This window comes from Paraoerskovia marina (genome assembly GCF_900105445.1).
In the GTDB taxonomy this organism is placed as follows: Bacteria; Actinomycetota; Actinomycetes; order Actinomycetales; family Cellulomonadaceae; genus Paraoerskovia; species Paraoerskovia marina.
On the sequence record NZ_LT629776.1, the window covers coordinates 592,737 to 604,563 of the forward strand.

General features: G+C 71.4%; 10 protein-coding genes. 7 read left to right on the top strand and 3 right to left on the bottom strand.

Annotated features, from left to right (window positions below; translation table 11 throughout):
- The first annotated feature begins 49 nt into the window (after positions 1-49).
- The 4 genes from BLU20_RS02680 (at position 50) to BLU20_RS02695 (ending at position 5,274) form a co-directional block, all read left to right on the top strand.
- A complete protein-coding gene (locus BLU20_RS02680; protein ID WP_083371489.1) occupies positions 50-520 on the top strand; it encodes an aminoacyl-tRNA deacylase in 471 nt (156 codons plus the stop codon).
- Between the two features lie 114 nt (positions 521-634).
- Entirely contained in the window at positions 635-973 is a 339-nt protein-coding gene (locus tag BLU20_RS02685) for an STAS domain-containing protein (protein WP_029253980.1), read from the top strand.
- 42 nt (positions 974-1,015) lie between these two features.
- Positions 1,016-2,224 (top strand): exonuclease SbcCD subunit D, encoded by a 1,209-nt coding sequence (locus tag BLU20_RS02690; protein ID WP_083371490.1) that lies wholly within the window; start codon positions 1,016-1,018, stop codon positions 2,222-2,224.
- Complete coding sequence (locus tag BLU20_RS02695) at positions 2,224-5,274, top strand: AAA family ATPase (protein ID WP_083371491.1); 3,051 nt, start codon at positions 2,224-2,226, stop codon at positions 5,272-5,274. Before BLU20_RS02690 ends, BLU20_RS02695 begins: the two co-directional genes overlap by 1 nt.
- Positions 5,275-5,348: 74 nt before the next feature.
- Here the strand turns inward: BLU20_RS02695 and BLU20_RS02700 are convergent, their stop codons facing one another.
- The 3 genes from BLU20_RS02700 to BLU20_RS02710 are packed head-to-tail and all read right to left on the bottom strand — an operon-like array spanning position 5,349 to position 8,265.
- Positions 5,349-6,299: a sugar kinase gene (locus BLU20_RS02700; protein ID WP_083371492.1), complete on the bottom strand. Its 951-nt coding sequence runs from the start codon at positions 6,297-6,299 to the stop codon at positions 5,349-5,351.
- The gene (locus tag BLU20_RS02705) at positions 6,296-7,153 is read right to left on the bottom strand and encodes a fumarylacetoacetate hydrolase family protein (RefSeq protein ID WP_083371493.1); all 858 of its coding nucleotides are present in this window, start codon (positions 7,151-7,153) and stop codon (positions 6,296-6,298) included. Before BLU20_RS02705 ends, BLU20_RS02700 begins: the two co-directional genes overlap by 4 nt.
- Positions 7,150-8,265 carry a LacI family DNA-binding transcriptional regulator gene (locus BLU20_RS02710; RefSeq protein ID WP_083371494.1) on the bottom strand — a complete coding sequence of 372 codons (1,116 nt, stop codon included), beginning with the start codon at positions 8,263-8,265 and terminating at the stop codon, positions 7,150-7,152. The genes BLU20_RS02705 and BLU20_RS02710 overlap by 4 nt, the downstream gene beginning before the upstream one ends.
- Before the next feature lie 299 nt (positions 8,266-8,564).
- Here BLU20_RS02710 and BLU20_RS02715 point away from each other — a divergent pair, with 299 nt between their 5' ends.
- The 3 genes from BLU20_RS02715 to BLU20_RS02725 all read left to right on the top strand — a co-directional run bounded on the left by BLU20_RS02715 (position 8,565) and on the right by BLU20_RS02725 (position 11,800).
- The gene (locus BLU20_RS02715) at positions 8,565-9,827 is read left to right on the top strand and encodes an extracellular solute-binding protein (RefSeq protein ID WP_162175492.1); all 1,263 of its coding nucleotides are present in this window, start codon (positions 8,565-8,567) and stop codon (positions 9,825-9,827) included.
- 69 nt (positions 9,828-9,896) lie between these two features.
- The gene (locus BLU20_RS02720) at positions 9,897-10,856 is read left to right on the top strand and encodes a carbohydrate ABC transporter permease (RefSeq protein WP_029253973.1); all 960 of its coding nucleotides are present in this window, start codon (positions 9,897-9,899) and stop codon (positions 10,854-10,856) included.
- The gene (locus BLU20_RS02725; RefSeq protein ID WP_083371495.1) at positions 10,856-11,800 is read left to right on the top strand and encodes a carbohydrate ABC transporter permease; all 945 of its coding nucleotides are present in this window, start codon (positions 10,856-10,858) and stop codon (positions 11,798-11,800) included. The genes BLU20_RS02720 and BLU20_RS02725 overlap by 1 nt, the downstream gene beginning before the upstream one ends.
- The last annotated feature ends 27 nt before the right edge of the window (positions 11,801-11,827 follow it).

Here is an 11,827-nt window from a genome sequence, read left to right on the forward strand (position 1 = left end):
CGTACGGCCCCGCGGGCGAGTGTCACCGGATCGGCCTAGCCTGAATTTCATGACCGCCGAACGCGCTGCCGCAGCTCTCGATGCTGCGGGCATCGACTACGAGACCACGCGGCACGGCCCGGCGGGCTCGCTGGCCGAGGCCGCGGCGCTGCGTGGTGTCGAGCCGGGTGATCTGATCAAGACGTTAGTGCTTCGTCGCGCGGCCGACGACTACGTGCTGGTCCTGGTCCCGGGGGACCGCGTGATCTCGTGGCCGCGCCTGCGGGAGTTCCTGGGGGTCTCGCGGATGTCGATGCCGGACGCCGAGGTGGCTCGCGACGTCACGGGGTACGAGCGGGGCACGATCACGCCGTTCGGGACCCTCACCCGGCTGCCCGTCGTGGCCGACGTCCGCGTGGCCGAGCCGCGCCGTCGGGTGTCGATCGGTGGCGGAGATCATGGGGTCGGTGCGACACTGGACACGCAGGACCTGATTCGCGCGGTGGATGCGCGGGTCGCAGACGTCACCGATCCGCCGTGACAGGTGTTGATCGCAGACGATGTCGGCGAACCGGTCCAGACCATTGCATTACACTCTCTTGAGGCGCAGACTAGTTGCGCCCTGCTGATCCTTGAATGGAGCATTGAATCCGCCATGTCTGACGAAGACGTCGCAAGCGGGATCGCGTACCGGCCGCACGAGGACGGTTCGCTCGTCACCCTGTGGGGCGAGGTGGACGCCGCGCTCCGCACGGAGGCGAGCGAGGCCATGACGTTCCTCGTCGGCCGCCACGGACCGGTCGTGATCGACGTCGAGCGCGTGTCGTTCATCGACTCGGCCGGCATCGCGTTCGTCCTGCAGGTCTACATGATCGGGCGCGAGGCCGGGCAGCCCGTCACGCTGCGCAACCCGACCCGTGAGTTCGAGGACATGCTCGCCATCATCGGGATGGACGGCGAGATCGAGATCACCCGTGGGGTCACCGCCGCCTGAGCGGGTGGCCCCGCTGTGGGCGGTGGGCGCTACCGTCGCGGTATGCGGATCATCCACACGTCGGACTGGCACCTCGGGCGCACTCTGCACGGCGTGGACCTGCTCGAGCACCAGGCGGCGTACCTCGACCACCTGATCGACCTGGTCCGGACGGAGTCCGTGGACGCGGTGGTCGTCGCCGGCGACGTGTACGACCGCGCGATCCCGCCCGTCCCCGCCGTCGAACTGCTCTCGGACACGCTGCGTCGCCTCGCCGAGCACACCACCGTCGTGCTGAGCTCCGGCAACCACGACTCCGCCGTCCGTCTCGGGTTCGGGGCAGCCGTGATGCGCCCGGAGATCCACGTCCGCTCAGCGGTGGCCGGCGTCGGCACCCCGGTCGTGCTGCCCACCGCCGCCGGAGCGCCGCCCGTCCTGGCCTACGCACTGCCGTACCTCGACCCCGACGCGTGCCGTCGGACGCTCGCCGACGACGACGAGCCGCTGGCCAGGTCGCACGAGGCGGTGACCGCGGCGGCGCTGGCACGGGTGTCGGGGGACCTCGTCGCCCGCCGACGCACCGCGCCGGGCACGCGGGCGCTCGTCATGGCGCACACGTTCGTCGTGGGCGGCGACGCGTCGGACTCCGAGCGGGACATCACCGTCGGCGGCGTGCACTCCGTGCGTTCCGGCCTGTTCGCGGGTCAGGGGCTGGACTACGTTGCCCTCGGGCACCTGCACGGCCCGCAGACCGTCGCGGTCCCGGGCGACGACGCCCCGGTCGCGCGGTACTCCGGCTCGCCGCTGGCCTACTCCTTCTCCGAGATGCACCAGAAGAAGTCGACCGTCCTCCTGAGCCTCGGCGGCGGCACCGCCGACGTCGGTGGCGACGTGGCGCCCGAGATCGAGCTGGTCCCGGCTCCGGTGCCCCGACGTCTGGGCGAGGTGCGCGGCACCCTCGACGAGGTGCTGGGCGCCGCGGGGGACGACCACGTCGAGGACTGGCTGCGCGTCGTCGTGACCGACACGGCTCGTCCCCGCGACCTCGTGGCGCAGGTGCGGCAGAGGTTTCCGCACGCGCTCCAGATCCACCACCAGCCCGACCGGCCCGCGGGGCGCGAGGCGATCTCCGTCGTCGCCGCCCACCATGACCCGCTCGACGTCGCACGGGACTTCGTCGACCACGTCACCGGCCAGGCACCCACCCCCGCGGAGAACGAGGTCCTGCGCACGGCCCTCGAGGCCGCCGCGGCGAGCGAGCGGAGCGCCTGATGCACCTGCACTCGATGACCCTGCAGGCGATCGGCCCGTTCCCGGGCCGGCACCACGTCGACTTCGCCGAGCTCGGGGCCTCGGGACTCTTCCTGCTGGAGGGCCCCACCGGGGCGGGGAAGTCGACGGTGATCGACGCCGTCGTGTTCGCGCTCTACGGCAAGGTGGCGTCGGAGGCGGCCAGCGAGGACCGGTTGCGGTCTGCCTACGCGACGCCGGACGTCGAGTCGTTCGTCGACCTCGTGCTGGAGACGGGGTCCGGGATCTACCGTGTCCGCCGGAGCCCGGCGTACGAGCGCCCGAGCAAGCGGGGCGGCGGCACGACGAAGCAGCAGGCGGGTGTCCGGCTCTGGCGTCTGCAGAGCGTCCCCGAGGGCGCGCCGGACGACGACGCCCCGGAGGGCGACCTCTTCTCCTCGCGCCTCGACGAGGCCGGCGCGGAGCTGCAGCGCATCATCGGGCTCGACCGCCAGCAGTTCGTCCAGACCGTCGTCTTGCCCCAGGGCGAGTTCGCGAGCTTTCTGCGCGCCAACCCGGAAGACAGGCGGGGGCTGCTGCAGAAGGTCTTCGGGACCGAGATCTACGAACGCGCCCAAGCCGAGCTCGCCGAGATGCAGCGCGGCGCCAAGCGCGCGGTGGAGGCGGCCGACGCCGCCGTCCACCAGGGCGTGACGATGTTCTGCCGCTCCGCACAGGTCGGTCCGGCCGACGGCGAGACGTTCCGCGACGCGGCCGACGCAGACCTGCCGGGGCTGGTCGCCGCCCGCGTCGCGGAGATCGAGGCGGAGGTCGAGGAGCACGAGGGCGCCGAGCTCGCGGCCAACGCCGGGCTGGTCGCGGCCCGCGACGCGCACGACGTCGAGCGCCGGCTCGCAGAGCAGCTCGAGCAGCGGGCGGCCCTGCGGGCGGAGAAGGCCGCGCTCGACGCGGCGGTTCCGTCGGTCGTCGAGCACCGTGAGGTGCTGGAGGCGGCCCGGCGCGCGGAGGTGGTCGCGCCCGTCCGCGCCGGTGTCGAGGTTGCCGACCGCGCCCACGCGACGGCACAGACCGAGCTGGCGACGGTCCGTACCGAACTGCCCGAGGCGGTCGCAGCGCTGGATCCGACCGCCCTCGAGGAGGCTCGCCGAGAGCCCGCGGACGCGGCGGCACGCCTGCGCCACCTCGAGTCCGACGGTGCACGCCTTCCCGACCGCGAGCGCGACCTGCGGGCCGGCCGCGCGTCGCTCGCGGACGCGGACGAGAACGCCGACGTCCTGCGCGCGCAGAACGCCGGACGTCCGGCGCGCCGGGCCGAGCACGAGGCTGCGGTCGAGGAGTCGTCGGAGCTGGCCGCCGAGCTCTCCCTGCGCCAGAAGGCGGTGCTCGACGCCGACGCCGTGCTGCGTGCGGCTCGCGGTGTGGAGGAGACCGCGGCGGCCCTTGAGCGTGCGGGCGACACCCTGCAGGTGGCGCGCCGGGCCGCTGCTGCGGCCGGCGAGGCCGAGGACGCGGTGCGGGCCGCCCGGATCGCGGGCATCGCCGGGGAGCTGGCCGTGGACCTCCGGGCGGACGAGAAGTGCCCCGTGTGCGGCAGTGTCGAGCACCCCGCCCCCGCCGCCCTGACGGCGGACCACCCGGGGGCCGGGCAGGTCGAGGAGGCGGCGCGTGTCACCGCGGACGCCCAGGATCATCTCGCCGAGGCCCGCGCCGAGGTCGACCGGCTGTCCGAGCGGCTCGAGGGTCACCGTGCCGCGACCGGCGGCACCGACCGCGTCGCGGCCGAGGATCGGCTCGCCGAAGCACGTACAGCCGTCACCGAGGCTCAGCACGCGGTGACCGTCCGGGACGAGGCGCGTGCGGCGCTGGCGGAGTTCGACGAGGAGACCGCCGCGCTGGCGGAGCGTCTCGGGGACGTCGACCAGTACCGTGCGTCCCTCCGGAGCCGCCTGGAGGCTGAGGAGCTGGCCCTCGAGCGGGACCGCGCGACGATCGCGACGGAGCTCGAGAGGGCTGCGGCGCTGCTCGGTGACGGGTCTCCGGTCGACACGGTGGACGCACCGAACCCGGTCGCGGTGCTGGCGGACGCTCTCGACGAGCGAGTCACTGCGATCGACGCGCTCCGTGCGGCGCAGGCCGCGTGCGCCGCCGCGGAGGAGGCGGTGGCCACCCGGCGCACCGAGCTCGCCGAGGTCGTCGCGTCGTCGGGCTTCGCGACGGTCGACGACGCGCTTGCCGCGGTGCTCCCCGAGACGGAGAGGCTCCGCGTCGAGAAGGTCGTCCGCGACCACGACGCCGCCACCGTGCGCGTCGAGACGGCGCTGGAGGCGTTGGCGGAGCTCGCGGACGATGCCCAGGCCGACGTCGCGTCGACGCAGGCTGCCCTGCGTGATGCCGAGTCCGCGTATACGGCGATCTCGCAGCGCCTGGCGTTCGTACGCCGACGCCTCGCCGACGCACGGGCCGACCAGGACCACCTCGTCGACGCGCTCGGTGCGTCGGCGCGGACGCGGACGGAGGCCGACCCGGTGCTCCGCATGGCGGGCCTGGCGTCGGGCTCGTCGGGTGACAACGCCCGCGCGATGTCCCTGGCGACGTACGTGCTGGTCCGACGCTTCGAGGACGTCGTGGCCGCGGCGAACGACCGCCTCTCCGAGATGTGCGACGGACGCTACGAGCTGGTCCGCAGCGACGACAAGGAGGCGGTGCGGACGCGCAAGACGGGTCTGGCGATGAAGGTGGTCGACCACTGGACCGAGGCCTCGCGCGACCCGCGGACGCTCTCGGGCGGCGAGACGTTTCAGGTCTCGCTCTGTCTGGCCCTCGGGATGGCGGACGTCGTGACGGCGGAGGCCGGGGGAGTGGACCTGGGCACGCTGTTCGTCGACGAGGGGTTCGGCACGCTCGACCCGGAGTCGCTCGAGAACGTGCTCGACGTGCTCGGGCGGCTGCGCGAGGGCGGACGGACCATCGGCGTCGTCTCGCACGTGGACGCCATGAAGCAGTCGATCGCGGAGCGCATCCAGGTCTCGCGCCTCCCGAGCGGCGCGAGCACGTTGACGGTCCGCGCGTAGCGACCCGCCGTCATCGGCTCAGCACGGCAACGGCTCAGCACTGCAGCGCCTCAGCACCGGAACGGCCCCGCGCCTCATCGGCTGACGGGTTCGGGGTCCAGGAGCCGTGCGATCTCGCGACGGCGCGGAAGGACCTCCCAGTCCCCGTCGCCCGTGCAGGCGTACGCCCCGACGGCGACGGCGGTGCCGAGCGCCGTCGCGGCGTCCTGGCCGTCGACGACGTCCGCGAGGTAGCCGGCGACGAACGCGTCCCCGGCGCCGATGGTGTCGCGCACGGTGACGGGCACCGCGGGGCGTTCGTGCGTGCCGCCGGGTCCGCTGCTCAGGGCGCCGTCTGCCCCGCGCTTGACGACGGCGGTCCCGGCGCCGAGGTCGAGAAGCCGTCGGGCGTAGGTGCGTGCGTCGGGGGCGCTCCCGACGGCGATCGCCGCCTCGTCGTCGCCGGCGAACACGAGCGTGCACAGGGGGAGGATCTCCCGGTAGAGCGCGCGGGCGTCGTCGGGCGACCAGAGGCCCGCCCGGTAGTTGAGGTCGAACGAGACGGGGACCCCGGACCCGGCGGCGAGTGCGGCGACCTGCAGGGTCAGGGCGCGGGCGGACGGGGAGAGCGCCGCCGTGATGCCCGTGAGGTGGACCAGTGCCGCCCCGGTCACGGCCTCGTCGGGCACGTCTCCGGGGGCGAGGCGCGATCCCGCGCTCGCCTGGCGGTAGTACCAGACGCGGGTCTCCATGGTGGAGCGTCGCTCCTTGAGCATCAGGCCGGTCGGGGCGGAGGGGTCGCGCAGACAGGTGGTCTGCACGCCCTCGCCGAGGAGCAGTCGTTCGACGAGGTCGCCCGCGGAGTCGTCGCCGACGCGGCCGACCCAGTGGGCGGCGGTCCCGAGGCGGCGGAGGCCGATCGCGACGTTGCTCTCCGCGCCGCCCATCCCGAGCGACATCGGCGTGCCCTGCTGGAGGGGCTCGTGGCGCGTCCCGGCGACGAGCACCATCGTCTCGCCGACGGTCAGGACGGGTGCCGTGCTCATCGTGGGGGGACGACGAGCTGGCGCTGGGTGCCGAGGCGGTCGATCGCGAGGGTCATGACCTGGCCGGGCTGGATCCACGCAGGGTCGGCCATCCCGGCCGCGACGCCGGGGGGCGTGCCCGTGTTGACGAGGTCGCCCGGCTCGAGCACCAGGAACTGGCTGAGGTGCACGAGGATCTCGTAGGGGTCGAGCACCATGGTCGCGGTGCTGCCGCGCTGGCGGCGCTCGCCGTCGACGTCGAGCCGCATCGACAGGGCGCCGACGTCGGGGATCTCGTCGGGGGTGACCAGCCACGGTCCGCAGGGGTTGAACGTCTCGGCGGACTTTCCCTTGAGGGTCTGGCCGCCGCACTCGTCCTGGAAGCGGCGCTCGCTCATGTCGTTGCAGATCGTGAATCCCGCGACGTGCCGACGCGCCTCCTCCACGGACTCGAGGTAGGACGTGCGGCGTCCGACGACGAACGCGAGCTCGACCTCGCCGTCGAGCCGGCTGAATCCGCGGGGTGCGCGGACGTCGTCGTCGGGGCCGACGAGGCTGTTCGGCGACTTGGTGAAGACCAGGGGCTGGTCCGGGACCGGGGCGCCGATCTCGGCGGCGTGGTCGCTGTAGTTGAGGCCGACGCAGAGGATCTGGTGGGGACGAGCGATCGGCGGGCCGATCCGCGTGGTTCCCAGCGGGTGCACGGCACCGGCGGCCACCCGTGCCGCGACGTCGAACCGCAGGCGCCGCGTGCCGGCCGCGAAGAAGGCCTCGTCGTAGTCGTCGACGAGGTCGCCGACGTCGACGTACGAGTCGTCGGTGACCATGACCACGGGGCGTTCCCGGCCGGGCGGCCCGAGGCGTGCGAGCCTCACCGCTGCTCCGCCCGGGTCAGCGCCTGCCTCCCCTCGACGCTTTCCTCGACGCCCTCGGTGGCGGCCGCACCCTCGACGGCGGAGGTCGACTGCCGGACGACGAGCTCGGGGCGCAGCAGCACGGAGCGTCCGTCCTCGCTCTCGGACGGGTCCTTGAGCACCTCGGTGATGGCCAGCCCGGCCATGCGCGCGATCGGCTGGCGGACGGTGGTCAGCGGCGGGTCGTAGAGGTCGGCGAGGATGATGTCGTCGAACCCGACCACGGAGACGTCGACCCCGACCTCGAGGCCACGGTCGCGCAGGCCCCGGCAGAACCCGAGCGCCGTCATGTCGTTGATGGCGACGACGCCGGTGGGCGGCTCCTGGGTGCCGTCGAACAGGTCGAGGGCGGCACGGCGTCCGACCTGGGCCGACTCGACGTCGCCGAACGGCACCTCCTCCATCCCGGTCCACATCGGCATCGTCGCGGGGTCCAGGTCGACGGCCTCGAGGGCGGTGCAGAAGCCCCGGAACCGGCCGGTGCGGTTGATCGACGCGATCGAGCCGGAGACGAACGCGAGCTTCTTGTGCCCGAGGTCGGTCAGGTGCGACGTCGCGATGAAGCCGCCGACGTGGTTGTTGATGCTGATGCTGACCACGGAGGCCGGGTCGTCGGCCTGGGCGGGGCGGTCGAAGGTGACCAGGCGCAGCCCGCGGTCGATCAGGTCGGCGAGGTGGTCGAGCGAGGGGAGCGAGGTGCACAGGACGACGCCCCGCACACCGTCCTCCCAGAGCTCCTCGACGTACCGGCGCTCGCGCTCGGGGTCGCGCTCGCTGTTGCACAGCAGGACGTTGCAGCCCGCGGCGAGGGCCGCGACCTCGAGCTCGCGGGCGAACGCTCCCCAGAAGGGGTTGCCGACCGAGGGGACGATCAGGCCGATCGTCTGCGTCTGGCCGGTGCGCAGCTGGCGGGCGGCGCGGTTGGGCCGGTACCCGAGGTCGGCGATGGCGCTGGCGATCCGCTCGCGGGTCGCGGGGACCATACGGTTGGTCCGACCGTTGAGGTAGTTGGAGACGCTGCTGGGCGAGACGCCGGCCGCGGCCGCCACCTGCTGGATCGTCACGCGGGCCACGGTGCCCCTCCTTGTCGACGGTTCGGTCGCACGACACGACCTAGTGCAACGTTATATCACGCAGAAGGCCGTCGATCCGGGGTGGTCGCGCTCCCACGATGGATTCCGTGAGCATTTCGTGACATGACAGCGGTTGACGGGGCGAGAATCTGGTGCGTACCTTGGTGCATCGTTACACCAGACCAACGGTGGAGGCCGATCACCGGCCATGGCAACGCAGCCGCACCGTCGACGAGCACGGAGGATCAATGATGATCAGGAACAGCCCTACCCGGGTCAGGGTCGGCGCGATCAGCGCCGTGGCAGCACTCGCACTCGGACTCTCGGCCTGTGGGTCCGAGTCCGACTCGTCCGCCGCGACGACGTCCGACCCGGACGAGGTCACCGGTGACATCACCCTGCTGACCCCGATCTTCGAGGGGACCGAGGGGCAGAAGCTCCTGGAGGACGAGCTGCTCCCGCAGTTCTACGAGGAGTACCCGAACGTCAGCGTCTCGGTGGACTACACCACCTACGGAAACCTGAACGAGAAGCTGACGACGGCGGCCGTCTCCGGTGCTGTCCCCGACGTCATGCTCATGGGTGTCGGCTGGATCGAGGGCTTCGCGGACCGCGGCCTGATCGCGGACCTCAGCGAGCTCGGGCTCACCGAGGAGAAGCTCCTCGAGTCCTACACGCCGGCGATCGTCGACGCGGGCACCTGGAACGACGGCGTCTACGCCGTGCCGATCATGCTCGACACCCGGTTCGGCGTCGCCCGCATGGACCTGCTCGAGGAGGCCGGCTACGACAGCCCGCCGCAGAACTGGGACGAGCTCGTCGAGATGTCCAAGGCCCTGACGGTCCGCGACAGCGACGGCACGCTCGAGCGCGCCGGATTCGACATGCTCTCGCTGGACTCGCGCCAGGCCTTCGAGACGATGCTCTTCTCGGCCGGCGGCGACCTCTTCAACGAGGACGACACCGCCCCGACGTTCAACGAGGACCCGGGCGTCGACGCGCTCCAGCTCATGTCCGACCTCATCAACGTCCACGAGGTCGAGGAGATCGGCTTCTCCTCACCCGACGCTGCGGTGAACCCGCTCCTCAACGGCCGCGCGGCTATGGGGATCGCCCACAACAACCTGTGGACCCAGGGCCTGGAGGCGGCGCCCGAGGTGCTGGACGACCTCGAGCCGTTCGTGATCCAGGGCGAGGGCGAGGGCATGTTCTTCGGCGGCACGCTCGCCACCCGCTCCGCGACGTCGCAGAGCCCCGAGGCCGCCCAGGCGTTCCTCGAGTTCCTGGCGAGCCCCGGCCCGGCACTGGCGGCCAACGAGCAGCGCGGCAACGTGCCGGCTCTCAGCGAGCTCCTCGACAGCGAGTACGTGCAGTCCAACGGGTTCGTGCAGTTCGCGATGGAGAACCTGGACGTCGCCAAGCGTGAGGGCGGCCCCGCCGAGTGGCTCGAGGTCCGTGGCGACTTCGCACCCGCCGTCGAGGCGACGCTGCTCGACCAGATGAGCGCTGAGGACTCCCTCAACGACCTCGCCGGGCTCGTCCAGACGGCAATCGACCGCTAGTCCGATCCGACGACGCGCCCGGGTCGCACCGACGCGGCCCGGGCGCACCGTCCGGAACGAGGGAGAACCATGACCAGTACCGAGACCTCTCCGCCGAGGGAGGACACACGCCCCGAGGCGGCGCGTGGCGGCCCCTCCGGCCCTCCTCGCCAGCGCAAGTACTCCGCGTCCGAGCGCAAGCTGCGCCGCACCGGCTGGCTGATGGTGACGCCGTCCCTGCTCCACATCGGCCTGTGGACGGCGATCCCCGTCATCGCGACCTTCGCGCTCGGGTTCACCGACTACAACGTCTTCTCACCACCGCGGTGGATCGGGCTCGACAACTACGTCGAGATCGTCCAGGACCCCGTCTTCCTCAAGGCGACGTGGAACACGATCTCGTACACGTTCTGGACCGTGCCCGTCTCGATGATGCTCGCCATGATCATCGCGGTGGCGCTCAACCAGGGTCTCAAGCTCCAGAAGTGGTACCGGACCGCGTTCTTCCTGCCCCAGGTCACCGCCACCGTCGCGATCGCGATGGTCTGGCTGTGGATCTTCAACCCCCAGCAGGGTCTGCTCAACGCCTTCCTGGCGATCTTCGGCATTCCGGGCCAGGCATGGCTCGCCGACCCGGACTGGGCCCTGTGGGCCGTCATCCTCGTCGGTGCGTGGCAAGGCATCGGCATCAAGATGCTGATCTACATCGCCGCGCTGCAGAACGTCGACGAGAGCCTGTACGAGGCCGCCTCGATGGACGGGGCCTCCTCGGTCCGCAAGTTCTTCGCGATCACCGTCCCGATGCTCAAGCCGGCGACGTTCTTCGTCCTCGTGATCTCCGTGATCAACGCCTTCCAGGTGTTCGACCAGATCTACGTCCTGACCGACGGCGGGCCGGCGAACGCCACCACGATGATGACCTACGAGGTCTATCGCTCCGCCTTCCAGGAGTTCCGGATGGGGATGGCCTCGGCGCAGTCCGTCGTCCTGTTCATCTTTCTCCTGGTCATCACCCTCGGCGGCCGCCGTGCGACCCGAGAGGACCACTGATGGCTCTGACCACGCCCCGGACCACCCAGAACCCGCCGCTGGCGGCGGTCGTCGGGAAGACCCCGCCGCGTCAGCACCGGCCCAACGCGCGCAGCCGCAACAAGGTCATCCTGAACGTGGCTCTCGCGCTCGGCTCGCTCACCATGGTGATCCCGTTCATCTGGATGATCTTCACCTCCGTGAAGTCCCCGGCGGAGCTCGCACAGTTCCCGCCGACCTTCTTCCCGCAGGAGTGGCACTGGTCGAACTACAGCGAGGCGCTCGACGCCGCGCCGTTCGACGTCTACTTCCGCAACAGCTTCATCATCGCCACGGGCCACACCCTGATCACCTTGGTCCTCGGGTCGATGGCGGGCTACTCCCTGGCCCGCATCCGGTTCCGCGGACGCGAGATCGTCTTCATCTCGCTCGTCGCGATGCTGATGATCCCGACGTACACCAAGATCGTCCCGCAGTTCCTGATCGTGAAGTTCATGCCGCTGTTCGGCGGCAACGACATCCTCGGCCAGGGCGGGACCGGCTGGCTCAACACGTGGTGGGCGCTGCTGATCCCCGGCGGCCTGAGCGCGACGTCGATCTTCCTGTTCCGGCAGTTCTACCTCTCGCTCCCCAAGGAGCTCGAGGAGGCCGCGCGACTCGACGGGCTGAGCGAGTTCCGGATCTTCGCGCAGATCTACACGCCGCTGATCAAGCCGGCCATCGCGACCGTCGGGCTGCTCACCTTCCAGGAGAGCTGGAACAACTTCCTGTGGCCTCTCCTGGTCACGACCAGCGACGAGCTGCGCGTGATCCAGGTCGGGCTCGCCGTCTTCCAGCAGCTCGACAACACCTCGTGGCACTACCTGATGGCAGGGACGACGCTGGCGACCGTTCCGATGGTCCTGCTGTTCGTCTTCGCCCAGAAGTACTTCATCCAGGGGTTCACGAACGCGGGCATCAAGTGACCCGCGCCGCACACCCCCACCCCGACG